Raw genomic sequence first — 24,254 nt, forward strand, 5'->3', positions numbered from 1 at the left:
GGCGCTGCTGTGCGCCTTGCCGGCGGCGGTGCAGGACGGGTTCGCGAGGAGCTTGGTCCGGTGCGGCTGACCAATGCGTGCATGAATTACCACATCCTCGTCACCGGCGGTTGGCCCGCGCCCGATGATCCCGATCTCGTGGCGCGCTGCGAGACCAGCCAGCCCGGCGGCACGACGCTGGGGCAGGGTGGGCCCGGCAAGGCACCCGACCTTCCGCCCGCCTGCGCCGGCGCTGGATGCGGCCCTCGATCTCGCCCTCTGGCAGGCCATCGACGGCGGCGACAATCCGGCGCTGTTCGAGGCCTACCTGGCGCAGTTCCCCGCCGGCACCTTCCGCCCGATCGCCCAAGCACGCCTGCGCGCGCTCGCAGGCGTGACCGCCGCGCCGGCACGGGGGCCGGACAATCCGCAGGCGCTCTATTCCACCGCGATGACGCAGCTCGACGCGCTTTTCACCCGCCCGCCAGCCGAATGGAACGCCGCCGCGCGTGAGCCGATCGCGTTGCTCGAGCGCGCGACCGAGCTTGCCCGCGTGGGCTGCTACGCCGGATCGGTCGACGGCAAGTGGGGGCGGGCTCGGCGCAGGCCCAGTTCGCCTTCAACCAGTGGATGGCGCGAACCGCGCCCACCGACCGGCCGACCCGTGCCGCGCGCGACGCGGTTCGCGCCGCCCAGGGACTGGTCTGCGGGGTCGATTGATTTTTGTCGTGCCCCCCTTGCCAGCCGGGTCGCAGCGGGGATAGATAGCGCCCAACGGAGAGGTGGCCGAGTGGTCGAAGGCGCACGCCTGGAACGCGTGTAGGCGGGAAACCGTCTCCAGGGTTCGAATCCCTGTCTCTCCGCCACTGGCTTGCGGTCTTTGATTCGGCAGCCATTTCCAGCAAGTCGGGATGATAATTCGGCGTAGATGTCGCAAGGTGCGGTCGCCGTCCGCATGGTGGTGGCTAGCGCGCGCCGGTCTGCGCATGTCGGGCGAGAAAGCCCTCGACCGCCGCGCGGTCGGGGCAGCCCTCGCGGCCGCCGGGTTGCATGCACTTGAGCGCCGCCGTCGCGTTGGCGAAAACAACGGCCTCGGCCTCGCTCTGCCCCTCCGCCAGCCCCAGCGCAAAGGCCCCGTGCCAGATGTCGCCCGCGCCGAGCGTGTCGACGGCGCGCACCGGGTAGGCCGGCACATGGGCAACACCGCGCGGCGTGGTATACCAAACCCCCTTTTCGCCATCGGTGACGGCCGCCCAGATGTCATGCTCCCGGGCGAGGGCGGCCAGCGCCTCCTCGAGGCCGGTATCGGGCAGGAGCGATCTCAACCCCTGCAGGGAAAACGCCACGTGGCTGGCCTGCGCCAGGATCTCCGGGTCGATCGGCTCCTCGCCGTCGACGATCCCCGGCACGCCGCGAGCCCGCGCGAGCTTGAGGGCGTCGATCGCTGCCTCGACGCGGCGGGTATCGGTCAGCACCGCGTCGAGGCCGTCGAGATCGCCGAACCAGCTCGTGTCGAGCACCAGCCCGGTGCCGCGGAAGTTGACGATCTGCCGCTCGCCGCGGGCGTCGATATACACCGAGGAAAAGGACGAACGCCCGCCCGCGTTGCGGGTGACACGGGTGGTGTCGACCCCTTCGGCCTCGAGATCGGCAAGGATCATGTCACCGATCCGGTCGTCGCCGACCCGGGCGCCGAGCACCGCGCGCCCTCCGAGCCGCGCCACCGCGACGGCGGCGTTGGCGGCGCAGCCCCCGCCCACGACAGCGGCTTCCTCGGTGCCGTATTTGCGGGGTTGGCGCGGCAGGGTTTCGAGGTGGAAGACGAAGTCGATCACGGCGGAACCGACACAGAGAACCTTGGCCATCAGGCACCCTCCTTCTTCGCGGGCGCAGGGGTGAGGCGGTCCGCGCCGCGGGGTTTATCAGCGCAATCCCGGTTGCGGCGCCGCGCAGACCCGTCCCTCTTGACCATCGCCCCGCGGGATCGCTAGTGTCAATTCAAAACTTTACCCGCGACAACTTAAAGCCTGCTTGCGGCCATCGAATGCACGGGACAGATTAGGGTGTTTTGAGGGGGGCAGGGCGCGACGCGCCTCCAGTGGAGTTTGTTCATGGGCGAGAAAAGAATTCGAAACATGGAGGAATTCGCCGCGGTCGTCGGCGTGTCGAGGCCGACCGTGTCGAAATACTTCAACGATCCGGCAAGCGTGCGGAAGTCGACCAGAACCAAGATCGAGGATGCGCTCGAAAAGCACGGGTTCCGGCCGAATATCTTCGCGATGAACCAGAATCGCCGGCTGACGAAGAACATCGGCATCGTGGTTCCCTTCCTCGCCGACCCGGTTTTCGCCGAGATCGCGCGCAGCGTCGAGCGGCGCTGCATCGAGGCGGGATTCCATACCACGCTGTTCAGCTCCCACGGTGAGCGCGAGCTTGAGATCGAGGTGCTCGACAACCTGCGCGCGCTGCGCCCGGCAGGCGTGTTGCTGGCCCCCCTGGGCAGGAAGTCCGACATCGACGAACTGGCGCGCTTTTGCGAAGAAGTGCCCACCGTCCTGCTCGACAGGCCAATCGACGGAATCGGCGAAGCCTTTGTCGGATCAGACAATTTCAGCTTTGTTTCGCAAAGCGTCGAGTATCTCACGCGCACCGGCGAGGCGCCCTGCTTCTTCGAGATGAAGAACCCGTCCCCCCCGAACGCGTTCAGCCGGAGGCGCCAATATATCGAGATCATGGAGGGGCTTGGGCTCGAGCCGATGCTCGTCAGTGTCGACGGCGAGGGCTGGGCATTCGAGGAGATCGGCTACAACGGTGCCCTGCGCGCCTTTGCCGAGCGGCGCTTCCCGACCGACACCATCCTGTGCAGCAATGATCGGCTCGCGATCGGCCTTCTCGCGGCCTGCTACGAGAAGGGCCGAAGGGTGGGGCGGGGCAGCGGCTGTGCACTGCGCGTTGCGTCTCATGACGACCATCCGAATGCGCGCTTTACCTGCCCCTCGCTCACCACCGTGGGGCACGACTACGATGTTCTTGCCGCACGCGGCGTCGAGCGTCTGCTCGAACTGATCGAGTGCGGCGGGCGCTTCGAGATCCGCACGGAGGAGCTTCTTTCGGCTCGTTTGGTCCTTCGGGATTCCGCCTGAGCGATTCCGAAAACTATGCGCGCGTAAAACTTTTTATTGACGCAAAGACATTTTCTCGGTTCACTCGTGCTTGGTACATCTTCGCACCAAGGGAGGAATCAGATGAAACTCAAGAAGACGCTTTTTGCCGCGTCTGCGATGGCGCTTGTCACCTCGACCGGCGCATTCGCGGAAACCATCACCATCGCCACCGTGAACAACGGCGACATGATCCGCATGCAGGGCTACACCGACGACTTCACCGCCAAGACCGGCCATGAAGTCGAGTGGGTGACGCTGGAGGAGAACGTCCTGCGCCAGCGCGTGACCACCGACATCTCGACCAAGGGTGGCCAGTTCGACATCATGACCATCGGCATGTATGAAACGCCGATCTGGGGCGCCAACGGCTGGCTGGTGCCGCTGGACGATCTTTCGGCCGAGTATGACGTGGACGACATCCTGCCGGCGATGCGGGACGGCCTCAGCCACGACGGCACGCTCTATGCCGCGCCGTTCTACGGCGAAAGCTCGATGGTGATGTATCGCACCGACCTGATGGAAAAGGCCGGGCTCGAGATGCCCGACGCGCCGACCTGGGAATTCATCCGCGAAGCCGCCGCGGCGATGGATGATCCGGAAAACGACATCAACGGTATCTGCCTGCGCGGCAAGGCCGGCTGGGGCGAAGGCGGCGCCTTCATCACGGTTACCGGCAACTCCTTCGGCGCGCGCTGGTTCGACGAGGACTGGAACGCACAGTTCGATCAGCCCGAGTGGAAAGAGGCGTTGACCTTCTTCGTCAACCTGATGAACGACTACGGCCCGCAGGGCTATGCCACCAACGGCTTCAACGAGAACCTGTCGCTGTTCCAGCAGGGCAAGTGCGGCATGTGGATCGACGCCACCGTGGCGGCGTCCTTCGTGACCAACCCCGACGAGTCGGCCGTCGCCGATAGCGTCGGCTTCGCGCTGGCGCCGAACAAGGACGGCGTCGAGAAGCGCTCGAACTGGCTCTGGGCCTGGGCGCTGGCGATCCCGGCCGGCACGCAGAAGGAAGGCGCGGCCAAGGCCTTCATCGAGTGGGCGACCTCGAAGGACTACATCGAGCTCGTCGCGGCGAACGAAGGCTGGGCCAACGTGCCCCCGGGTGCCCGGACCTCGCTCTACGAGACGGCCGAGTACCAGGAAGTGCCGTTCGCGAAAATGACGCTGGACTCGATCAGGGCGGCCGATCCGACGAACCCGACCGTGGACCCGGTGCCCTACGTCGGCATCCAGTTCGTCGCCATCCCCGAGTTCGCCGGTATCGCCACCGAGGTGAGCCAGGAGTTCTCGGCGGTCTACGCCGGCCAGCAGTCGGTGGACGAGGCGCTTGAAAAGGCGCAGGCGCTGACCACGGACGCGATGGAAGCTGCGGGCTACTGAGCCCTCCTCCCGGACCGGGGGGCGGCACGCGCCGCCCTCCGGACTTGCCTTGTGTTCCAAAACCGTGATCCTGTGGGCGTGAAGCCACCGTCTTTCGCTCTTCGAGAAGGGATGTCGCAATGGCTACCCAGCATTCCCGATCCGCCGCCCGCCTGATGATGGCCCCGGCCGTGGTGCTGCTTCTTGGCTGGATGCTCATTCCGCTGTCGATGACGGTGTTCTTCTCGTTCAAGAAGTTCCTGCCGATGCGGGGCGACTCGATGGCGAACGGCCTCGACTGGGTCGGCTTCGACAACTACGCCCGCTTCATCTCGTCCAGTGCCTTCTGGCCCTCGGTCCAGGCGACGCTGGTTCTCGTCGGCGGCGTGCTCCTGGTCACCATTGTGCTCGGCGTGGCGCTGGCGATGCTGCTCGACCAGCCGATGTGGGGCCAGGGCGTGGTGCGGATCCTTGTCATCGCCCCCTTCTTCGTGATGCCGACGGTCTCGGCGCTGGTCTGGAAAAACCTGTTCATGGACCCGGTCAACGGGTTCTTCGCGCATGTCTGGCGCAGTGTCGGCGCAACGCCGATCGAATGGCTCAGCCAGGCCTCGCTGCCCTCGCTGGTGCTGATCGTGTCGTGGCAATGGCTGCCCTTCGCCACGCTGATCCTGCTCACCGCGTTCCAGTCGCTCGATCAGGAGCAGCTTGAGGCGGCCGAGATGGACGGCGCGCGCTGGCCGCAACGCTTCGTGTTCATCGTCCTGCCGCACCTCAGCCGCGCGATCACCGTGGTGCTTCTGATCCAGACGATCTTCCTGCTGTCGATCTTCGCCGAGATCTTCGTCACCACCCAGGGTTCGTTCGGCACCAAGACGCTGACCTACCTGATCTACCAGCGGGTGCTGGAGAGCCAGAACGTCGGTCTCGGTTCGGCCGGCGGGGTCTATGCCATCATTCTCGCCAACATCGTCGCGATCTTCCTGATGCGCATCGTTGGCAAGAACCTGGACGCGTGAGGAGGTAACCCCATGGCCCGCGCCGTCACCACCCGCCGCAAGGCACTCAACACCGCCATCGCCTGGGCGATCGGCCTGCTGATCTTCTTCCCGATCCTGTGGATCATCATCATGTCGTTCAAGTCGGAGGGCGACGCGATCAAGGCGCCGCTCGACGTGCTCACCTCGGCCTGGACCTTCGAAAACTACGGCGTGGTGCAGGAGCGGTCGAACTATTCGCGCCACTTCTTCAACTCTGTCCTGCTCGCCTTCGGCTCGACCCTGCTCGGCCTGATCGTGGCGGTGCCGGCGGCCTGGGCGATGGCCTTCGTGCCCTCGAAGCGGACCAAGGACATCCTGCTGTGGATGCTCTCGACCAAGATGCTGCCCGCGGTCGGGGTGCTCTACCCGATCTACCTTCTGTTCATCCAGCTCGGCCTGCTCGACAGCCGCGCCGGCCTGGTGATCGTGCTGATGCTGATCAACCTGCCGATCATCGTCTGGATGCTCTACACCTATTTCAGGGAAATCCCCGGCGAGATCCTCGAGGCGGCGCGGATGGACGGCGCCAACCTGCGCAAGGAAATCCTCTATGTCCTGACGCCGATGGCGATCCCGGGGATGGCCTCGACGGTGCTGCTCAACATCATTCTGGCCTGGAACGAGGCGTTCTGGACGTTGAACCTCACGGCGGCCAAGGCGGCTCCGCTGACCGCCTTCATCGCCTCCTATTCGAGCCCGGAGGGGCTGTTTTACGCCAAGCTCAGCGCGGCCTCGGTGATGGCCATCGCCCCGATCCTGGTGATGGGGTGGTTCAGCCAGAAACAACTTGTCCGGGGCCTGACCTTCGGCGCGGTGAAATAAGGAAACGGTCATGGGACAGATCCAGCTCAACCAGGTCTCCAAGAGCTTCGGCAAGGTCGAGGTCATTCCGCCGCTCGACCTCACCATCGAGGATGGCGAGTTCGTGGTCTTCGTCGGCCCCTCGGGCTGCGGCAAGTCCACGCTGCTGCGGCTCATCGCGGGGCTCGAAGACGTCTCGGGCGGCCACGTGCTGATCGACGGGCGCGACGCCACCGAGACGGTGCCGGCCCGGCGCGGGCTGGCGATGGTGTTCCAGAGCTATGCGCTCTACCCGCACATGAGCGTGCGCAAGAACATCGCCTTCCCGCTGCGCATGGCGGGGATGGACAAGGCCGAGCAGGATCGCCGGGTCGAAAACGCCGCCAGCGTGCTCAACCTCACCGACTACCTCGATCGCCGGCCGGGCCAGCTCTCGGGCGGCCAGCGCCAGCGCGTGGCCATCGGCCGGGCGATCGTGCGCGAACCGGCCGCCTTCCTGTTCGACGAGCCGCTCTCGAACCTCGATGCGGCACTGCGGGTGGGGATGCGGCTGGAGATCTCCGAACTGCACAAGCGGCTGAAGACCACGATGATCTACGTCACCCACGACCAGGTCGAGGCGATGACCATGGCCGACAAGATCGTTGTGCTGCAGGCGGGCGTGATCGAACAGGTCGGCAGCCCGCTGGAGCTCTACCAGCGCCCGCGCAACGTCTTCGTGGCGGGCTTCATCGGCTCGCCGAAGATGAACCTGATCAGCGGCGCGGAAGCGGCGAAGCACGACGCGGCGACGATCGGCATCCGCCCCGAGCATATCGAGATCTCGCAAAGCGAGGGCACCTGGAAGGGCACCGTGGGCGTGTCGGAGCACCTCGGGTCCGACACGTTTTTCCACGTCCAGTGCAACGCCTCGTCCGAGCCGATCACGGTGCGCGCCACCGGTGAGCTTGCGCTGCATTACGGGGCCGAGGTCTGGCTTACGCCGCGCCCTGAACACCTACACCGGTTCGACGACAAGGGGCTGAGGATCGCATGACACGACTGGCGGGCAAGACCGCGCTGATCACCGGCGCGGCGCGGGGCATCGGGCTGGCCTTCGCCAAGGCGTATATCGCCGAGGGCGCGCGGGTGGCGATTGCCGATATCGACATCACCCGGGCCCGGGCGAGTGCGCGGGAACTGGGCGAGGCGGCCTTCGCGGTCGAGATGGACGTCACCCGGCAGGACAGCATCGAGGCGGCGGTGGCCGAAACCGTCGAGGCTTTCGGCCGGATCGACATCCTGATCAACAACGCCGCGATCTTCACCGCCGCGCCGATCGTCGAGATCGAGCGCAAGGATTTCGACGCGGCCTTCGCGATCAACGTGGCCGGCACGCTGTTCACCCTGCAGGCGGTGGCGCGCCACATGATCGCGCGCGGCGGTGGCGGCAAGATCATCAACATGGCCAGCCAGGCCGGGCGGCGCGGCGAGGCGCTGGTGGCGGTCTACTGCGCCACGAAAGCCGCGGTGATCAGCCTGACCCAGTCGGCCGGGCTGAACCTGATCGAACACGGCATCAACGTCAACGCCATCGCCCCCGGCGTGGTCGAGGGCGAGCACTGGGACGGGGTCGACGCCTTCTTTGCCAAGTATGAAAACAAGCCGCTCGGCCAGAAGAAGCGTGAGGTCGGCGAGGCGGTGCCCTATGGCCGCATGGGGCGGGCGGAAGACCTCACCGGCATGGCGATCTTCCTCGCCAGCGACGAGGCCGACTACATCGTCGCCCAGACCTACAACGTCGACGGCGGCCAATGGATGAGCTGAGATGAACCTCTCCGACAAGACCCTCGCGCGGCTGCCCGACGCCGTAATGCGCCCCACCTATGACCGCGCTCGGCTGACGCCGGGCATCGTTCATATCGGTCTGGGCAACTTCCACCGCGCGCACCAGGCGTGGTATCTGCACCGGCTGATGAACGAGGGGCTGGCGCGGGATTGGGCCATCATCGGCGCCGGCGTGCGCGCCTACGACGAGGACATGCGCCGCAAGCTGGCCGCGCAGGACTACCTCACCACGCTGATCGAGCTCGATCCGTCCGGCACCTCCGCCGAGGTGATCGGCCCGATGATCGACTACCTGTCGATCGAGGCGGGCAACGGCCCGCTGATCGCCCGCATGGCCCGGCCCGATATCCGCATCGTGTCGCTCACCGTCACCGAGGGCGGCTATTACATCGACCCCGCCACCGGCGGCTTCGACGCGCACCACCCCGACATCGTCCACGATGCCGCCCATCCCGACAGCCCGCGCACCGCCTTCGGGGCGATGGTGGCGGCGCTGAAACGGCGGCGCGACGCGGGGATCGGCCCGTTCACCGGCATGTGCTGCGACAACCTCCAGCACAACGGCGACGTGTTGCGCCAGGCGGTGGTGTCGCTCGCCCGGCTCTCCGATCCGGAGCTGGCCGGCTGGATCGAGGCCAACTGCAGCTTCCCCAACGCCATGGTGGACTGCATCGTGCCCGCCACCGGGCCGAAGGAGATCGAGCTTGCCCGCGGCTTCGGCATCGACGACGCGGCCCCCGTGACCCACGAGAACTTCCGGCAATGGGTGATCGAGGACAACTTCTGCGCCGGCCGTCCCGACTGGGACCGGGTCGGGGCACAGTTCACCGACAACGTGCACGGCTACGAGACGCAGAAGCTGCGCATTCTCAACGCCGGCCACCAGGTGATCGTGAACGCCGCCGAACTGCTGGGCGTCGAGACGATCTCGGGCGCGATGGCGCATCCCTCGATCCATGCGCTGTTCGGCAAGGTCGAGCGCGAGGAGATCGTGCCGCACGTGGTGCCGGTGCCGGGAATGACGCCGCCGCAATACGTCGACCTGATCGAGCGGCGCTTCGCCAACCCCGCGATCGTCGACACCGTGCGCCGGGTCGCCTTCGACGGCTCTTCGCGCCATCCCGGCTTCGTCCTGCCCACGGTGCGCGATGCGCTGGCCGCCGGCGCACCGGTCGAGGGCCTCGCGCTGGTGCAAGCCGCCTGGGCGCGCATGTGCTTCGGCACCCGCGAGGACGGCAGCACGATCGCGCCCAATGACCCGTTCTGGGACGATCTGCAGGCGGCGGCGCGAAAGGCGAAAACCACGCCCCGCGCCTGGCTCGAACAGCGCCAGACCTACGGCGATCTTGCCGATGCGCCCCGCTTCGCGGATGCCTTCGACAAGTGGCTGAAAATGATATGGGCCAAGGGGGTCGAGGCGGCGATCGGGGCCTATCTCAAGGCATGAGTGAGGCAGGGCCCTGGCCATGATCGCCCTGTTTTCCAACCCGGAACGCGGTGGATCCGGCCGGTTCGTGCGCGCGATGCGCAGGCGCCGCGCCGCATCCGCGGTCGGCGCAAAGATGACGGGAGAGACCGCGTGATGCAGGATGTTTCAACGAGGCTTGCGCAGAACGTGGACCGGATCGTCGCGCGAATCGACGCCCTGCCGGAGCATTCCGGGCGCACGCTTGTCGCCATTGCCGGCGCCCCCGGGTCGGGAAAGTCGACGGTGGCAGAGGCGGTCGTCGCGGCCCTGGTGGCGCGCGGGGAGCAAGCCGTGCTGATGCCGATGGACGGCTTCCACCTCGATAACCGGCTGCTCGATCCGCGCGGCCTGCTGGCGCGCAAGGGCGCCCCGGAAACCTTCGATTTCGGCGGCTTCCTGTCCACCATCCGCCGGGTGCGCGGCGAAGCGTCGGTGGTGATCCCGGTGTTCGACCGGTCGCGCGAGATCGCCATCGCCGGCGCGGCGGAGATCGGGCCCGAAACCGCGATCGTGATCGTCGAGGGCAATTATCTTTGCCTCGATGAAGAGCCGTGGCGCGCCCTCGCGCCGCTGTGGGATCTGTCGGTATTCCTCGATGTGCCGGTTGCAACCCTCGAACAGCGACTTGTCGAGCGGTGGCTGTCGCACGGGTTCGACCGGGCGGCCGCGGAAGCCAAGGCGCGGGGGAACGATCTGCGAAACGCCGAGCGCGTGCAGGGCGCGACCCTGCCGACGGATCTCACGCTGAAGAACTGAGCCACCGCCTCACGGCCTGCGCCGAGGCTCCCGCCCGGTGCCTAAGTGGTCAGATCGTCGACCGGCACCTTGATGGAGGCCTCGAACCCCGAGGACGCGCCGGAGCGGGGCGACCTCAGAACCAGCCGGCTCTCGATACGATCGGCGATGGCGGCGACGATCGCGAGGCCCAGCCCGCTGCCGTCGGGGCTGGCCCCGGCGCGCTCGAAGCGGGTGGTCAGGCGGTCAAGGGTCTCGACGGGCAGCACCGGCCCCTCGTTCGCGACGATCAACTCGCCTTCCTCGGACAGGCGCACCTCGACCGGGGCGGTTTGCGCGCCGTGACGCACGGCATTCTCCACCAGGTTTCGGCACAGGATCCCGAAGGCATCCGGGTCTAGGTCCGACATCACCGGCGCCGGCGGCAGCGACAGCGCGATGCGGCCGGGCGCAAGTCCGCGCGCGATGTCTTCGACCACGATGCGCAGCACGATCCCGAGGTCGGTGCTGCGATCCAGCCGAAGCTGTCCGCCTTCCGCTCTTGCCAGCTGCATGAGGCGTTCGGAGGTCCGGGTCAGTCGCTTCAGCGTGGCCTCGATATCGGCCGCCCGCGCCGCCGCGGCCGGATCGCGGGTTTCCGACTGCAGCCGCTGTGCCTGCGCGATGGCGCCGGCCAGCGGCGTGCGCAGCTCATGCGCGGCGTTCGCGGCGAAGCTGCGTTCGGCGTCGAACGTGGCCTTGAGCCGGTCGAGCAGCCTGTTCAGGGTGGCCGCGACCGGCGCGATCTCGGAGGGGATGTCATCGCCCGGCACGGGCGACATGTCGCGGGCATGGCGCGCGTCCAGCCGTTCGCGAAAACGTCTGAGCGGCGCGAGGCTGGCCCGGACCGCGACGACGATCGACAAGAGCGCCAGCGGCACCACGATCAGCAGCGGCAGCCCGAGGCCCATCTGTATCTCGCGCACGACGGCGGCGCGGTGCTCCAGCGGCTCGGCGACGGTGATCCGGATCGTGCCCTGCAGGGCGTCGTCGTTGTAAATCCGGTGGGTCGCGGTCTGGCGAAAGCCGGGGCCGTCATAGGCGGGGAACACCGCGGGGTCCGCGGCATGGGACTGCAGCAGGATCCGCCCCTCGGCGTCACGCACGATGTAGGTGAAGTATTCTTCATGCGCGCGGATCGCGCCGAGCCGTTGCGTCACGCCATCGTCTTCGCGCCCCACGATATCCACCACCGCCAGCGGCAGCAGGCGCTGCGCGGTTTCCTGAAGCGAGGAATCGAAGACCTCGTCGATCTCGCCGCGCAGGACAAGCGATGTGACCGAGGCCGCGGCGATCCACAGCACGGTCAGCAGAACACCGAGCGACAGCCCGAGCCGGGCCTGCAGGCTTCGCGGCAGCCTCATGGTTTGCCCAGCCGATAGCCCATGCCGCGCTCGGTCTCGATGAACTGCGGCCCCAGCTTCTTGCGTAGCCGGCTGACATGAACCTCGATGGTGTTGCTCTCCACCTCGGCGTTGAACGCGTAGAGCTTTTCCTCCAGCTGCGCCTTGGACAGCAACTGGCCGGGGCGCGACAGGAAGGCCTCGAACAGCGCCCATTCGCGCGCCGTCAACTGCACCGGCTTGCCATCGCGGCGGATGCTGCGCGCCGCGAGGTCGATCTCGAGCGGCCCATGGGTGACGATCGGGTTGGGGTTGCCGCTGTAACGCCGGGCGACCGATCCGATCCGGGCGGAAAGCTCGGCAAGGTCGAAGGGTTTCACCAGGTAGTCGTCGGCGCCCGCGTTGAGGCCCTCGATCCGGTCCGAAACCTGGTCGAGCGCGGTCAGGATGATGACGGGGGTCACCTCGCCGCGCGCGCGCAGGCTTTTCAGAAAGCCGATGCCGCGGCCGTCCGGCAGCATCAGGTCGAGCAGGATCAGGTCATAGGCCGTGCCGCGCACCGCGTCGGTCGCCGAGTCGAGCCGTGTGACCCAATCGACCGACTGGCCATCGCCGGCGATCTGGTCGCGCACGGCGGTGCCCAGAACCGTGTCGTCCTCGATCAGCAGAATGCGCATGGCTGTTCCCGTTCCTTGCTCTGTGCCCCTCCATGAACCGTCAGGCTGACGCGAAACTGACGCCGGCCGGTGCGCCGCTTCAGGCTCCTGTCAGCTTCACCGCGCAGAAGGGGGCTCAAGATGGCCGCAACGAGGAGTTTGGCCCATGAAGAAGACATTGACAATTCTCGGCTTTCTGGCGGTCTTCCCGACCGGCGCGGCGCTGGCCGACGATGATTGCTTCGTTCCGATGGCCGACTGGCAGCCGCGCGATGCCGTTGCGCGCCTTGCCGAGGAGAACGGCTGGGAGGTGCGCCGCATCAAGATCGACGACGGCTGCTACGAGATCGACGGCCTTGATGCCGAAGGGCGCCGGATCGAGGTGACGGTTCATCCCGCCACGCTGGAGGTGATCGAGTTCGAATACGAGGATCACGACGAGGACGAGGAGGACGACGATCGCGGTCACGGGGATCGGGACGAGCCAGAAGATGACTGATGCGCCGGACCAGGCGAGGACCATGCGCCTTGCGTCCGCCGGCCGGCTGATCCCGTGGTTTCCCGCCCTTGGGCGCGGCCTGAACCTGGTTGGTATCCTGCTGGTCGCGCTGCCGTGCATTCTGGCGGGCGGTCTCGGGTTCACCACCTACGCAGCCTACGGATCGGAGGCGGCGATTGGCATCGGCCTGGGGGCCGCCGCCGTGGTGGCCATGGGCCAGACTCTGATCCTCGCGGCACGCCCGCGGCTGCTGGAGCCCCTGTTCGGCGGGCTCGACCGGATCTACCGGATCCACAAGTGGCTGGGCATCTCTGCGTTGGTGCTGATGATCCTGCACCAGCAGGTCGAACCCGATTTCGAGCGCACGGTGCGCGAGACCGGGTTGGGCGAGTTGGCCGAAGAAGCCGGCGAGGTCGCCTTCAACGCGCTGCTGGCCCTGATCGCGATCAGCTGGTTCCGGCGCCTGCCGTTGATCGGGCTGGAGATTCCCTACCAGCTCTGGCGGTTCAGCCATCGGTTCATGGGCGTCCTGTTCGCCATCGTGGTGTTTCACCAGTTTTTCGTCGACATGCCGGCCGGGGCCGACACGTCGCTTTCGCTGCTGCTGAACGGCTTCGGCCTCGCCGGGATAATCGCCTGGGTCCATACCGAGTTCGTCGCCCCGCAGCTGCGGCGCAGGGCGTTCACGGTCAGCGCGATCAGCCGCCACGGCGACACCACCTCGGTGACGCTCAGCCCAAAAGGCCGGGCGATGCGCTGGCGGCCGGGGCAGTTCGCCTTCATGCGCGCGCCGCAGGCGGGTCTGTCCGAGCCGCACCCCTTCACCATCGCCAGCGCGCCGCGCCCCGACGGTGCGCTGACCCTCTCGATCAAGGCGGCCGGTGGCTGGACCCGGCGTCTGCCCGACCACCTGCGCGAGGGCATGAGCGTGCACCTCGAAGGCCCCTATGGCCGGTTCGACTTCCGCAAGGGCGGCGCGCGCCAGGTCTGGCTGGCAGGCGGCATCGGCATCACGCCGTTCCTGGCCTGGGCAGAGAGCCTGGTGGCGGCGGAGCGGCGCGATATTCACCTCGTCTACAGTGTTCGCAACCCCGAGGACGCGATCGGGGTGGAGATCCTGCAAGCGGCCGCGGCGCGCAACCCGCGGTTCAGCTATCAGGTGGTCGCGACCGCGCGCGATGGGCGCCTCACGGCCGAGCACATGATCGAAACGGTCCCGTTCACGATCGCCGAGGCCGATCTGTGGTTCTGCGGCCCGACGGGTCTGAAGGACGGACTCCTCAAGCGGCTGAAGGCCCTTGGCCAGTCGCCGCGACGGGTGCGCTTTGAGCATTTCGACTTCGCTTGAGAAGTGGCGCCCGGCTCGCAAGCTCGCACAGCGCCACGCGCCCCGCCATTGCGGCGGGGCGTTTCGCTTCCTGACAGCAAGCTGAAGAAGGAATCGTCGCGCCGTCAGGAACCACTCAGGTCGACTCCGCAGATTGGGTTCAGCAGATGAAAAAGGAGATCCTGTCATGCGAAAAACCCTCACCCTTCTCGTTGCCTCCACCGCGCTGACGGCCGCAGTCGGACTGCCGGCCTGGAGCGCGATGCACGCGCCCGCCGACGGCAGCCCCCGGTCCTTCACGGCGATCTTCGAAGACGCGGCGCAGGCGCTGCCCTTCGTCCTCGCCAGCGACGACGATGATGATGACGATGACGAGCGCGGCTACCGCGAAAACACGCGGCGTGGTCACGACGACGACCACGATGACGACGACTGCGACGACGACGACGATGATGATGACGACGATGACGACGACGACGATGATGAGCATGGCGAGGATGACGACGATTGTGGCGATGCCGCCGCCAACGCCGCGCCGGCCGGCACCGTCGAACCGCCGCAGAACGGGCTCTTCGCAACCGGCGCCGCGCCGCAGGTTCAGGTGAACTGAGCTTCCCCGACGCACCGCAACGAACAAGGACCGACCCGATGAAAACGCTCCTCTCAACGCTCGCGCTCACCACGGCGCTGACGCTGCCCGGCCTCGCCATGGCGCGGCCGGTCACCCTGACCACGACCCTCAACAATTATGGCGGCGATGGCGCATACCTCGCGCTCTACGTCACCGACGCGTCCGGCGCCTACCTGGGCAGCCTCTGGATGGCCGGCGGCAAATCGAAATACTACGAGCACCTGACCGACTGGCACCGCGCCACCGGCGGCGACACCGCCCAGATCAATGGCATCTCCGGGGCCAGCGTGGGCGCGGGCCGGACGCTCGAAATCACGCTCGACCTCGCCGACGCCCTGTTCGATGCGGGCTACAGCCTGCACATCGACGCCGCCGTCGAAGACATGCGCGACAGCCCCAACGAGGTCGCGGTGCCTCTGACGACCGATGGCGCGGGCAAAGCCGTGGCCGGGCGGCGCTACGTCGCAAGCTTCGCCTACGACATGTGAGGAGACAGGCCATGATCCGCGCTCTTCATCGCTGGCCGGGTCTGCTGGCCCTGGCGCTCATCACCGTGCTCAGCCTGAGCGGCGCGGCGCTGTCGGTCTTCCCCGCCGCCGAGCGGCTTGCCGCGCCGCGCGCCGAGGCGGGCCAGACCGTCGCCGCGCTCGCGACACGCATCAAGGCCGCTTATCCGGGCCTCGAGCAGATCCGCCGCGCGCCCTCGGGGCGGATCACCGCCTACTGGTTCGATCAGGGCGCGCCCGGCGCCGCCGTGATCGACCCCGCGACCGGCCGGGGCGTGGCCTCGGCCGACCCCAACCCGGCGGAACGCTGGCTCACCAACCTGCACCGGTCGCTGTTTCTCGGCGACGGCGGGCGCATCGCCATGGCGGCGGGCGCGGCGGCGATGCTGGTGCTGGCGCTCTCGGGCGCGGCGCTGGTGGCAAGGCGCGCTGGCGGCTGGCGGCACTGGTTCGCGCGGTTGCGCGGGCCGCTTTCGGGCCGGCTGCACGTCGAGATCGCGCGGATTGCGGTGATCGGCCTCGCCCTGTCGTCGGCCACCGCCTTGTGGATGACGGCGTCAACCTTCGATCTCCTGCCCGATGCCGGCGCGACGCCCGCGTTCCCGGCCGACGTGAGCGGTGAGACGGGGGTGGCGCTGAACGACCTTGCCACGCTTGCCGTGACGCCGGTCGCCGAGCTGCGGGCGCTGAGCTTTCCCTATCCCGGCGACGCGACCGACGTGTTCAAGCTGAAAACGGATCGGGGGACCGGGTATCTCGACCAGGGCACCGGGGCGCTGCTGAGCTGGGCCGCGCCGACCGGGTGGGCGCGCGTGTCGGAAACCATCTACATGCTGCACACCGGGCAGGGCGCCGCCACGCTCGGGCTGGTGCTCGGGCTGATGGCGCTCGGCGTGCCGCTGATGGGCGCGACCGGGGTGCTGATCTGGCTCGCCGGGCGGCGCGCCCGGCCGCGCATTCGCGCCAACCAGCCCGCGGGCCGGGCCGATACGATCCTGCTCGTCGGCAGCGAGGGCGGCAGCACCTGGGGCTTTGCCGCCACGCTCCACGCCGCGCTGACGCAAGCCGGGCAGAGCGTGCATGCGGCGCCGATGTCGGCTTTCGCGCCGGACCGCTACGCGCGCGCCGAGCGGATCATCGTCCTCGCCGCAACCTACGGCGATGGCGACGCACCGGCCTCGGCCAAGGGCTTCCTCGACCGTCTGGCGGCGCGCGACCGCGCGCCCGGCGCGGCGCTGGCCGTGCTCGGCTTCGGCGACCGGAGCTTCCCCGCCTTTTGCGGCTTCGCCAAGGCCGTCGCGGCGGCCGCGGAGGCGAAGGGGTGGCGCGCACTCCTGCCGCTCGACACCGTTGATCGCCAGTCGCCGCAGGATTTCGCGCGCTGGGGGCGGGCGCTCGGGAATGCTCTGGGGATCGACCTGAACCTCGACCACCAGCCGGTTCCGCCCGCGACCGAGACGCTTACGCTGGTTTCGCGCCGCGATTACGGCGCCGCGATGCAGGCCCCGACCGCGATCCTGCGCTTCGCCCTGCCGAGGGCGCGCCCCTGGCAGCGTCTGACCGGGGTGGGCTTTGCGCGCTTCAACGCGGGCGACCTGATCGGGATCCTGCCCGAAGGCAGCGCCGTGCCACGGCTCTACTCGCTTGCCTCGGCGCGCCGCGACGGGTTCGTCGAGATCGTGGTGAAGAAGCAGCCGGGCGGGCTCTGCTCGGGCCAGCTCACGGCACTGGAGCGCGGCGACACGGTCACCGCCTTCCTGCGCCGCAACCCGGGGTTCCGGCCGGACCGGGGCCGCGCGCCGCTGATCCTGATCGGCGCAGGCACCGGCATCGGCCCGCTGGCGGGGTTCGTGCGCGGCAATGCGCGGCGGCGGCCCATCCACCTTTTCTTCGGGATGCGCCACCACGACAGCGATTTTCTCTACGGCGAAGAGATGCCCGCCTGGCAGGACGATGGCCAGCTGGCCCGGCTTGTCACCGCCGCCTCCCGCGGTGCCCGGCGGCATTATGTGCAGGACGCGCTGCGCACCGAGGCCAGCGAGGTGGCCCGGCTGATTCGCGACGGCGCGCGGGTGATGGTCTGCGGCGGGCGCGAGATGGCGGCGGGCGTGTCCGACGCGATGGCCGAGATCCTTGCCCCGGCGGGGCTCACGCCCGCGGGGCTGAAGGCGGAGGGGCGATATGTCGAGGATGTCTACTGATTGGGTGCGCCACGCGCTGAACGGCCCGACCATGGGCACGCGCTGGCAGGCCACGGTCTTCGCGCCGCCGGGGTTCGACCCGGCGCCGCTGCGCGCGGCGCTGCAGGCGGCCGTCGACGAGGTGGACGGGCAGATGTCGACCTGGAAGCCCGACAGCGACCTCATGCGTCTCAACGCGGCGCCGGTGGGTGCGTGGCTGGCGGTGCCCGGGCAACTGGGCGCGGTCTTGCGGCGCGGGCTCGAGATCGGGCGCGCCTCGGACGGGGCCTTCGACATCGGTCTGGGCGACGCGGTGACGGCTTGGGGCTTCGGACCGGGCGCGGCCAGATCCGAGCATATTCGCGCCGCGATGACGGCCGAAAGGGTGCCGGCCCATTTCGCGCTGGAGATCAACGCGACGACCGGCCTGGTGCGAAAGACGCGGCCGCTTGCGCTTGACCTGAACGGCATCGCCAAGGGCCATGGCGTCGACCGGCTGGCCGAGACGCTCGGCGCCTTCGGCCTCGACGCCGGGCTCGTCGGCATCGACGGCGAGATGCGCGCGCTCGGGCTTCGCCCCGACGGGCACGCCTGGACCATCGCGGTGGAGGCGCCCGATCCCGACCGCCGCGCGCCCCATGCGGTTCTCGCGCTTGAGGATGCCGCCGTGGCGACCTCGGGCGATTACCGCCACTGGGTCGAGGTGCAGGGCCGCCGCCTGTCGCACACCATGCATCCGCAGCGCGGCGCGCCGGTGCCCGCCGTGCCCGCCTCGGTCACGGTCGTTGCCCGAAGCTGCGCCGAGGCCGATGCCTGGGCGACGGCCCTGATGGTGAAAGGAAGCTTGGAGGGCAGGGCATTGGCGCGTAGACATGGGCTGAACGCGCTCTTCATCGACCGGGAGGGCGACGAGCTTCGCGAAACGCGGGTGGGGCCGCTGTTCGAGACCCACCCCGCCCCCGAGCGCGTGGGTTAACGCCGGGACATGCCCGCCATGATGACGCCCCTCTTTGGTGATCGCCTGCACCTCGCCCTGCTGGGGCTGGCGCTGCTTGGCCTGGTGGCGGGCCTCGTGCTTTGGCTCGTCGGGCCGCCGGGCCTTGCCGGGATCGCCTGGACGGCGGGCGTCGTGCCCGTTCTGGCGGCGCTTTGCGTCGAGATCGTGCGCAGCCTGCGGCAGGGCGAAGTGGGGCTGGATATCGTGGCGGCGCTGTCGATGTCGGCCGCGCTCGTGTTCGGCGAAACGCTGGCGGCGGCGGTCGTGGCGCTGATGTATTCGGGCGGGACATTCCTGGAGAGTTTCGCGCAAGGCCGCGCCCGGCGAGAGATGAGCGATCTGTTGTCGCGCGTGCCGCGCACCGCCACCCGCCACCGCAACGGCGCGCTCGACGAGGTGCCGCTGGACGAGATCGCGCCGGGCGAGCTGCTCCTGATCCGGCAGGGCGAGGTGGCGCCGGTGGACGGGACGGTGGAGAGCGCGCGCGCGATGCTCGACCAGTCGGCCCTGACCGGCGAGTCGATGCCGGTGCGGCTCGAGCAGGGGCAGGAGGTGTTGAGCGGCGCCACCAACGCGGGCGAGGCCTTTGATCTGCGCGTCACGCGGCGGGCGGCCGACAGCACCTATGCCGGGATCGTCCGGCTGGTCGAGGCGGCGCAGAAGTCAAAGGCGCCGATGGCCCGGCTGGCCGATCGCTATTCGCTGCTGTTCCTCGCCGTCACCGTGGCGCTGGCAACGGCCGCCTGGTGGTTCACCGGCGACCCGATCCGCGCGGTCGCGGTGCTGGTGGTTGCCACCCCCTGTCCGCTGATCCTCGCGGTTCCGGTGGCGCTGGTCGCCGGGCTCTCGCGGGCGGCGCATTTCGGAGTTCTCATCAAGGGGGCGAAACCGCTCGAAGCGCTGGCCCGGATCAACACGCTGGTGCTGGACAAGACCGGCACTCTGACCGGCGGGCGGCCGCAGATCGTGTCAATCGACCGGCTCGGCGCGCTGTCCGGGGACGAGGTGCTCTATTTCGCCGCCGCGCTCGACCAGGCCTCGAAACATCCGATCGCGCAGGCGATCGTCGAGGCGGCGGCGGCGCGCGGCATTACCTTGCCGGTGCCCGAAAACGTGGTCGAAACGCCCGGCGAAGGCGTTGCGGGCAGCGTCGACGGGCGAAGCGTTGTCGTCGGGGGCGCCGGGTTCGTCGCCGCGCAGGTGGGCGTTGCCGATCCGGACGGCGCGGTTGTCGACGAGGGGGCGGTGGTCGTGTCGCTCGCGCTGGACGGCAAGCTCGCGGGCCACCTGGTGATGGCCGACACGCTGCGCGCGGGCACGACCGACCTGCTTTCGGGGCTGCGCGGCCTCGGGATCGACCGGATCCTGCTGGCGACGGGGGATCGTCGCGCCGTGGCCGAGGCGGTGACGGAGGGGCTCGGGCTCGATGCCCTGCGCGCCGGCCTGACCCCCGATCAGAAGGTGCTCCTGGTTCTGACCGAGCGCAAGAACGGCCCGGTGATGATGGTGGGCGATGGCGTCAACGATGCGCCCGCGCTGGCCGCCGCCGATATCGGCGTGGCGATGGGCGCGCGCGGCGCTGCGGCGTCGGCCGAGGCCGCCGACGTCGTGCTGCTGGTCGATCACCTCGATCGCCTTCTGCCGGGGATCGAAATCGCGCAACGCGCCCGCCGGATCGCGCTCGAGAGCGTCGTGGCCGGGATCGGCCTGTCGGTGCTCGGCATGATCGCCGCCGCCTTCGGCTACCTGACCCCGGTGCAGGGCGCGCTCCTGCAGGAGGTGATCGACGTGGCGGTCATCCTGAATGCATTGCGGGCGCTGCGGATCGTTCCGGCGCAGGCGGATCAGCTCATCGCCGGCCCGGCCGATTCAGAGCCCCGCCAGTCGGCCGGGCCGACACCCACCGCCGCATAGCCCGAAAGGCCCATTCAGATGAACAAGTTGCCCCACTCAGAAATTCACATGGTGCATCGCATCGGCTGGCTGCGCGCCGCCGTCCTCGGGGCGAACGATGGCCTCGTCTCCACCGCGAGCCTCGTGGTCGGGGTCGCCGCGGCGGGGTCCGGGCGCGAGGAGATCCTGATCGCCGGTCTTGCCGGGCTCGTGGCCGGAGCGATGTCGATGGCCGCCGGCGAATACGTCTCGGTCAGTTCGCAGGCGGATTCGGAGCAGGCCGACATTGCGCGCGAAACCCGCGAGCTGGAGGAAACGCCCGAGGCGGAACTCGAGGAGCTGACGCGGATCTACGTTGGCCGGGGGCTCGATGAAGGGCTCGCCCGCGAGGTCGCGATCCAGCTGACCGAGGCAGACGCGCTCGGCGCCCATGCGCGCGACGAGCTCGGTATCTCGGAAACGGTGACCGCGCGTCCGATCCAGGCGGCCCTGGTGTCGGCGGGAACCTTCGCTGTCGGGGCCGTGATCCCGGTCCTCATCGCCGCCTTCGTGCCGGCCGCCTCGATCACCCTCAGCGTCGCGGTCACGACCCTGGTCGCGCTGGCGGTGCTGGGCGGGCTTGGCGCATCCGTCGGGGGCGCGGGCATCGTCAAGGGCGCCATACGGGTTACCTTCTGGGGCGCGCTTGCCATGGCGGCGACCGCGGGGGTGGGCATGGTTTTCGGCGTCACGCTCGGCTAGGCCGGGGCCGCCGGGGGCCTGCGCAACAACCGCTTCGGTCACCCGGGCAGAGGGCCGGGGCGATCGCCCTGCCGCGAGGGCATGGGGCGCCGGCCCCGGTCGCGCGGCCGCTTTTGTCGGACCGGCACCTTGCGGGCGCGGGCGGGCGTGCACAAGTCGAGCGCGAGGGTGGATCGGCCGCCCGCGCGGGGGTGTCGTGGATTATCTCTATATTCTTGCCGGGTTGATCGGCCTGTTCTTCGGCGGCGAGGCCCTGGTGCGCGGCAGCGTCGGGATCGCCCGGCGCCTCGAGATCTCGCCGCTGCTGATCGGCCTCACCGTGGTGGGTTTCGGCACCTCGACGCCCGAGCTGCTCGTTTCGGTCGACGCGGCGTGGCGCGGCGTGCCCGACATCGCGCTCGGTAACGTGATCGGGTCGAACATCGCCAACTCGCTGCTGATCGTCGGCATTTCGGCGATGGTCTGGCCGATCCGCGTCACCGGCTCGACCCTGCGCCGCGATACCCTGGTGATGATGGCGGCGGCGCTGGCACTGGTGCCGGCCTTCGCCCTTGGGCAGGTGGGCCGGCTCGCGGGGCTGATCCTGGTGGCGGGTCTGGTGGCCTACCTGGTCCGGGCCTACCGCAGTTCCGGCGCGGCGCTGGCGCCGGAGATCGAGATGCCCATCCCGCCTTCCACGCTGAACTCGGTCCTGTGGGTCGTCGCCGGCCTCGTCGCGCTGATGTTCGGCGCGCGGTTCCTGGTCGATGGCGCGGTCGCGGTGGCCCGCGGATATGGCGTTTCGGAAGCCTTCATCGGCCTGAGCATCGTCGCCGTCGGCACCTCGCTGCCGGAACTGGCAACATCGCTGATCGCGGCCTTCCGGCGACAATCCGAGATCGCGATCGGAAATATCGTCGGGTCGAACATCTTCAACCTGCTGGGCATCCTCGGCGTCACCGCGCTGATCACGCCGATCCCGGTGGCGTCGCGGTTCCTGACCTTCGACCTGCCGGCGATGATCGCGGTCGGGCTGGTGCTCACCGTCCTGCTGTTGACCCGACCGGTGATCGGGCGCTGGATCGGGCTGGCGATGCTGTCGGGCTACGCCGGCTATCTCTGGGCGGCGCAGGGGTAGGGCCCGCGATGCGCCCGGGGCGGTGAGCCTTCGACGGCGGCCGCGCGGCGGGACGGGCAGGGCCCGTCAATTCGCGGTGGGCTGGTCGAGGGCAAGATCGGCAAGGGTGGACCGGTCGAGATCGGCGAGAAACGCGGCTTCGGCCGAGCGCAGGCGTGATTTCAACCGGCAGCGGCCGTCAAGCGTGCAGTCGTTGGTGCCGGGCGCGAGGCATTCGACCAGCACCTGGCCCTCCTCGAGCAGGCGGATCAGGGCACCGAGCCGGATCTCCCCCGGCGCGCGGGCGAGCACCGCGCCGCCGCCGCCGCCCCGGCGCGTCTCGACGAGGCCGGCGCGCGCGAGGTGCTGCATGATCTTGGCCAGGTGGTTGCGCGACAGGCCGAACTCGTCGGCCATGTCCGCCGTCGAGAAGGCCCGGTCGGGGTCGCTGGCCATGCGCATCAACATGCGCAACCCGTAATCGGTGAAGGAAGTGAGGCGCATGGTCGCTGGCATCCCGTTGGAATAGGCATTTACAATACTTATTAGCGCCCCTAGACTCGTTTGCAAACAGGTTTTCGCAAGGATCCGGCATGAGACATCCCGCATCAGGCCGGGGATCGCGCCCCGCAGGCATGGCCGCCACGAAAGACCCTCTTGGCAGGGTCCACCGCCGCGGCAAGGCCCGCGCCCTGACCGCCGGTCTCCCTCCGAAAGGCGCGCCCGCATGACCCAGACTGCCGATCGGATGCGGGCCTGGAAAGGTCCGGTGCTTTTCAGCTACGGCTTCCGGCCGTTCTTCCTCGGTGCCGCGATCTGGGCCGTGCTTGCCATGGCGCTGTGGCTGCCGATGCTGAGCGGCGCGGTGACCCTGCCGACGGCCTTCGATCCGGTCAGCTGGCACGCGCATGAATTTCTCTTCGGCTACCTCGGCGCGGTCGTCGCGGGGTTCCTGCTGACCGCGGTGCCGAACTGGACCGGGCGGTTGCCGATCGTGGGCTGGCCGCTGGCGGGGTTGGCCGCGCTATGGTTGCTGGGGCGGCTGGCGGTGGCGGTTTCGGCCTGGTTTGCCCCGGTCTTCGTCGCGCTCGTCGACTTGGCCTTTCCGCTCGCCCTAGCGCTGACCACCGGGCGTGAGATCGTGCTGGGCCGGAATTGGCGCAACCTGATCGTGCTGGGCATGGTCGCGGTCTTCACCCTCGCCAATGCGGTCTTCCACTGGGAGGCGGCGCGGCTGGACTACGCCGCCCAGGGCGCCGGGCTGCGCATCGGGCTGGCGGCCGCGATCATGATGATCGCGGTGATCGGCGGGCGCATCGTGCCGGCCTTCACCCGCAACTGGCTGATGCAGCGGCGCGGCGGGCGGTTGCCGGTGCCGCCGATGCAGGGGTTCGACAAGATGGCGCTCGCGGTGTTGCTGGCGGCGCTGCTGCTGTGGACCGCAGCGCCGGCCCATGCGCTGACCGGGGCGGTGCTGCTGCTCGCCGGGGCGCTGCAGCTCTTGCGGCTGGCCAGGTGGGCGGGGGATCGGACCATGGCCGAACCCCTCCTGACCGTGCTTCATGTCGGATACCTGTTCCTGCCGCTGGGTGCGCTGGCGCTCGGCGCCGAGACGCTCGCGCCCGGACTGGTCGGCATGGCCGCGGCGCAGCATGTCTGGATGGCGGGGGCGGTCGGGTTGATGACCCTGGCGGTGATGACGCGGTCGACACTCGGCCATACCGGGAAGGCCCTCACGGCGGGACCGGGAACCGTGGCGATCTATGCCGCCATCGTCATCGCGGTTCTGGGCCGGGTCGCCGCCGGGCACTGGCCGGAGGCGGCGACGGCGCTGCATGTTCTGTCGGGGCTGGGCTGGATCGCGGCGTTTGGCGGCTATGCCATCGTCTACGGGCGCCTGCTCCTGCTCCTGCGCCCGAGACCGAGACCGGCGGGCTGAGCGGTCGCCCGCGGCGGCGCGCGGGGCT

22 protein-coding genes and 1 tRNA gene are annotated in these 24,254 nt (G+C 69.0%); 19 read left to right on the forward strand and 4 right to left on the reverse strand.

Annotated features, from left to right (window positions below):
* Window positions 1–755 precede the first annotated feature (755 nt).
* Window positions 756–845, forward strand: a tRNA-Ser gene (locus IEW01_RS06995).
* Window positions 846–944: 99 nt separating this feature from the next.
* On the opposite strand, the gene IEW01_RS07000 is transcribed toward IEW01_RS06995, so the two are convergent.
* Window positions 945–1,844, reverse strand: a complete 900-nt coding sequence (locus tag IEW01_RS07000) for a PfkB family carbohydrate kinase (protein ID WP_188526906.1) — start codon at window positions 1,842–1,844, stop codon at window positions 945–947.
* A 246-nt stretch (window positions 1,845–2,090) separates the two neighbouring features.
* Here IEW01_RS07000 and IEW01_RS07005 point away from each other — a divergent pair, with 246 nt between their 5' ends.
* From IEW01_RS07005 to IEW01_RS07040, 8 genes are all read left to right on the forward strand, one after another.
* Complete coding sequence (locus IEW01_RS07005; protein ID WP_188526907.1) at window positions 2,091–3,122, forward strand: LacI family DNA-binding transcriptional regulator; 1,032 nt, start codon at window positions 2,091–2,093, stop codon at window positions 3,120–3,122.
* A gap of 102 nt (window positions 3,123–3,224) precedes the next feature.
* The gene (locus tag IEW01_RS07010) at window positions 3,225–4,529 is read left to right on the forward strand and encodes an ABC transporter substrate-binding protein (RefSeq protein WP_188526908.1); all 1,305 of its coding nucleotides are present in this window, start codon (window positions 3,225–3,227) and stop codon (window positions 4,527–4,529) included.
* Window positions 4,530–4,648: 119 nt separating this feature from the next.
* Window positions 4,649–5,527, forward strand: a complete 879-nt coding sequence (locus IEW01_RS07015; protein WP_188526909.1) for a carbohydrate ABC transporter permease — start codon at window positions 4,649–4,651, stop codon at window positions 5,525–5,527.
* A gap of 12 nt (window positions 5,528–5,539) precedes the next feature.
* The gene (locus IEW01_RS07020; protein WP_188526910.1) at window positions 5,540–6,370 is read left to right on the forward strand and encodes a carbohydrate ABC transporter permease; all 831 of its coding nucleotides are present in this window, start codon (window positions 5,540–5,542) and stop codon (window positions 6,368–6,370) included.
* A gap of 10 nt (window positions 6,371–6,380) precedes the next feature.
* Window positions 6,381–7,385 (forward strand): ABC transporter ATP-binding protein, encoded by a 1,005-nt coding sequence (locus IEW01_RS07025; RefSeq protein WP_188526911.1) that lies wholly within the window; start codon window positions 6,381–6,383, stop codon window positions 7,383–7,385.
* The gene (locus tag IEW01_RS07030; protein WP_188526912.1) at window positions 7,382–8,155 is read left to right on the forward strand and encodes an L-iditol 2-dehydrogenase; all 774 of its coding nucleotides are present in this window, start codon (window positions 7,382–7,384) and stop codon (window positions 8,153–8,155) included. Before IEW01_RS07025 ends, IEW01_RS07030 begins: the two co-directional genes overlap by 4 nt.
* Before the next feature lies 1 nt (window position 8,156).
* The gene (locus IEW01_RS07035) at window positions 8,157–9,623 is read left to right on the forward strand and encodes a mannitol dehydrogenase family protein (protein ID WP_188526913.1); all 1,467 of its coding nucleotides are present in this window, start codon (window positions 8,157–8,159) and stop codon (window positions 9,621–9,623) included.
* Window positions 9,624–9,758: 135 nt separating this feature from the next.
* A complete protein-coding gene (locus IEW01_RS07040) occupies window positions 9,759–10,400 on the forward strand; it encodes a nucleoside triphosphate hydrolase (protein ID WP_188526914.1) in 642 nt (213 codons plus the stop codon).
* 41 nt (window positions 10,401–10,441) lie between these two features.
* Here IEW01_RS07040 and IEW01_RS07045 read toward each other — a convergent pair whose 3' ends face one another.
* Both IEW01_RS07045 and IEW01_RS07050 read right to left on the reverse strand, forming a co-directional pair.
* Entirely contained in the window at window positions 10,442–11,782 is a 1,341-nt protein-coding gene (locus IEW01_RS07045) for an ATP-binding protein (protein ID WP_188526915.1), read from the reverse strand.
* Entirely contained in the window at window positions 11,779–12,438 is a 660-nt protein-coding gene (locus IEW01_RS07050) for a response regulator transcription factor (protein ID WP_188526916.1), read from the reverse strand. Before IEW01_RS07050 ends, IEW01_RS07045 begins: the two co-directional genes overlap by 4 nt.
* A gap of 145 nt (window positions 12,439–12,583) precedes the next feature.
* Between IEW01_RS07050 and IEW01_RS07055 the strand changes: the two genes are divergently transcribed.
* The 9 genes from IEW01_RS07055 to IEW01_RS07095 all read left to right on the forward strand — a co-directional run bounded on the left by IEW01_RS07055 (window position 12,584) and on the right by IEW01_RS07095 (window position 22,308).
* On the forward strand, window positions 12,584–12,916 hold the full coding sequence (locus tag IEW01_RS07055) for a PepSY domain-containing protein (RefSeq protein ID WP_188526917.1): 333 nt from the start codon (window positions 12,584–12,586) through the stop codon (window positions 12,914–12,916).
* Window positions 12,917–12,938: 22 nt separating this feature from the next.
* Window positions 12,939–14,264, forward strand: a complete 1,326-nt coding sequence (locus IEW01_RS07060; RefSeq protein WP_229738130.1) for a ferredoxin reductase family protein — start codon at window positions 12,939–12,941, stop codon at window positions 14,262–14,264.
* A gap of 166 nt (window positions 14,265–14,430) precedes the next feature.
* Entirely contained in the window at window positions 14,431–14,853 is a 423-nt protein-coding gene (locus tag IEW01_RS07065) for a hypothetical protein (RefSeq protein ID WP_188526919.1), read from the forward strand.
* Between the two features lie 38 nt (window positions 14,854–14,891).
* Window positions 14,892–15,362 carry a DUF2271 domain-containing protein gene (locus IEW01_RS07070; RefSeq protein ID WP_188526920.1) on the forward strand — a complete coding sequence of 157 codons (471 nt, stop codon included), beginning with the start codon at window positions 14,892–14,894 and terminating at the stop codon, window positions 15,360–15,362.
* Window positions 15,363–15,373: 11 nt separating this feature from the next.
* Complete coding sequence (locus tag IEW01_RS07075; RefSeq protein WP_188526921.1) at window positions 15,374–17,581, forward strand: PepSY domain-containing protein; 2,208 nt, start codon at window positions 15,374–15,376, stop codon at window positions 17,579–17,581.
* Complete coding sequence (locus tag IEW01_RS07080; protein ID WP_188526922.1) at window positions 17,562–18,536, forward strand: FAD:protein FMN transferase; 975 nt, start codon at window positions 17,562–17,564, stop codon at window positions 18,534–18,536. The genes IEW01_RS07075 and IEW01_RS07080 overlap by 20 nt, the downstream gene beginning before the upstream one ends.
* Before the next feature lie 21 nt (window positions 18,537–18,557).
* Window positions 18,558–20,471: a heavy metal translocating P-type ATPase gene (locus IEW01_RS07085; RefSeq protein WP_188527392.1), complete on the forward strand. Its 1,914-nt coding sequence runs from the start codon at window positions 18,558–18,560 to the stop codon at window positions 20,469–20,471.
* Between the two features lie 18 nt (window positions 20,472–20,489).
* A complete protein-coding gene (locus IEW01_RS07090) occupies window positions 20,490–21,191 on the forward strand; it encodes a VIT1/CCC1 transporter family protein (protein WP_188526923.1) in 702 nt (233 codons plus the stop codon).
* 196 nt (window positions 21,192–21,387) lie between these two features.
* Window positions 21,388–22,308, forward strand: a complete 921-nt coding sequence (locus tag IEW01_RS07095) for a calcium/sodium antiporter (RefSeq protein ID WP_188526924.1) — start codon at window positions 21,388–21,390, stop codon at window positions 22,306–22,308.
* A 66-nt stretch (window positions 22,309–22,374) separates the two neighbouring features.
* Here IEW01_RS07095 and IEW01_RS07100 read toward each other — a convergent pair whose 3' ends face one another.
* Window positions 22,375–22,791 (reverse strand): RrF2 family transcriptional regulator, encoded by a 417-nt coding sequence (locus IEW01_RS07100; RefSeq protein ID WP_188526925.1) that lies wholly within the window; start codon window positions 22,789–22,791, stop codon window positions 22,375–22,377.
* Window positions 22,792–23,014: 223 nt separating this feature from the next.
* On the opposite strand from IEW01_RS07100, the gene IEW01_RS07105 reads away from it, so the two are divergent.
* The gene (locus IEW01_RS07105) at window positions 23,015–24,226 is read left to right on the forward strand and encodes an NnrS family protein (protein WP_188526926.1); all 1,212 of its coding nucleotides are present in this window, start codon (window positions 23,015–23,017) and stop codon (window positions 24,224–24,226) included.
* Window positions 24,227–24,254: the final 28 nt, after the last annotated feature.

It is taken from the genome of Sinisalibacter lacisalsi (genome assembly GCF_014640115.1).
In the GTDB taxonomy this organism is placed as follows: Bacteria; Pseudomonadota; Alphaproteobacteria; order Rhodobacterales; family Rhodobacteraceae; genus Sinisalibacter; species Sinisalibacter lacisalsi.

Bases quoted from the DNA above. Each gene is read 5' to 3' on its own strand.
- IEW01_RS07105 (WP_188526926.1), top strand. From the start codon at position 23,015: ATGACCCAGACTGCCGATCGGATGCGGGCCTGGAAAGGTCCGGTGCTT.
- IEW01_RS07020 (WP_188526910.1), top strand. From the start codon at position 5,540: ATGGCCCGCGCCGTCACCACCCGCCGCAAGGCACTCAACACCGCCATC.
- IEW01_RS07055 (WP_188526917.1), top strand. From the start codon at position 12,584: ATGAAGAAGACATTGACAATTCTCGGCTTTCTGGCGGTCTTCCCGACC.
- IEW01_RS07085 (WP_188527392.1), top strand. From the start codon at position 18,558: ATGACGCCCCTCTTTGGTGATCGCCTGCACCTCGCCCTGCTGGGGCTG.
- IEW01_RS07090 (WP_188526923.1), top strand. From the start codon at position 20,490: ATGAACAAGTTGCCCCACTCAGAAATTCACATGGTGCATCGCATCGGC.
- IEW01_RS07060 (WP_229738130.1), top strand. From the start codon at position 12,939: ATGCGCCTTGCGTCCGCCGGCCGGCTGATCCCGTGGTTTCCCGCCCTT.
- IEW01_RS07080 (WP_188526922.1), top strand. From the start codon at position 17,562: ATGTCGAGGATGTCTACTGATTGGGTGCGCCACGCGCTGAACGGCCCG.
- IEW01_RS07005 (WP_188526907.1), top strand. From the start codon at position 2,091: ATGGGCGAGAAAAGAATTCGAAACATGGAGGAATTCGCCGCGGTCGTC.
- IEW01_RS07010 (WP_188526908.1), top strand. From the start codon at position 3,225: ATGAAACTCAAGAAGACGCTTTTTGCCGCGTCTGCGATGGCGCTTGTC.
- IEW01_RS07030 (WP_188526912.1), top strand. From the start codon at position 7,382: ATGACACGACTGGCGGGCAAGACCGCGCTGATCACCGGCGCGGCGCGG.
- IEW01_RS07065 (WP_188526919.1), top strand. From the start codon at position 14,431: ATGCGAAAAACCCTCACCCTTCTCGTTGCCTCCACCGCGCTGACGGCC.
- IEW01_RS07025 (WP_188526911.1), top strand. From the start codon at position 6,381: ATGGGACAGATCCAGCTCAACCAGGTCTCCAAGAGCTTCGGCAAGGTC.
- IEW01_RS07070 (WP_188526920.1), top strand. From the start codon at position 14,892: ATGAAAACGCTCCTCTCAACGCTCGCGCTCACCACGGCGCTGACGCTG.
- IEW01_RS07100 (WP_188526925.1), bottom strand. From the start codon at position 22,791: ATGCGCCTCACTTCCTTCACCGATTACGGGTTGCGCATGTTGATGCGC.
- IEW01_RS07050 (WP_188526916.1), bottom strand. From the start codon at position 12,438: ATGCGCATTCTGCTGATCGAGGACGACACGGTTCTGGGCACCGCCGTG.
- IEW01_RS07035 (WP_188526913.1), top strand. From the start codon at position 8,157: ATGAACCTCTCCGACAAGACCCTCGCGCGGCTGCCCGACGCCGTAATG.
- IEW01_RS07045 (WP_188526915.1), bottom strand. From the start codon at position 11,782: ATGAGGCTGCCGCGAAGCCTGCAGGCCCGGCTCGGGCTGTCGCTCGGT.
- IEW01_RS07000 (WP_188526906.1), bottom strand. From the start codon at position 1,844: ATGGCCAAGGTTCTCTGTGTCGGTTCCGCCGTGATCGACTTCGTCTTC.
- IEW01_RS07075 (WP_188526921.1), top strand. From the start codon at position 15,374: ATGATCCGCGCTCTTCATCGCTGGCCGGGTCTGCTGGCCCTGGCGCTC.
- IEW01_RS07015 (WP_188526909.1), top strand. From the start codon at position 4,649: ATGGCTACCCAGCATTCCCGATCCGCCGCCCGCCTGATGATGGCCCCG.
- IEW01_RS07040 (WP_188526914.1), top strand. From the start codon at position 9,759: ATGCAGGATGTTTCAACGAGGCTTGCGCAGAACGTGGACCGGATCGTC.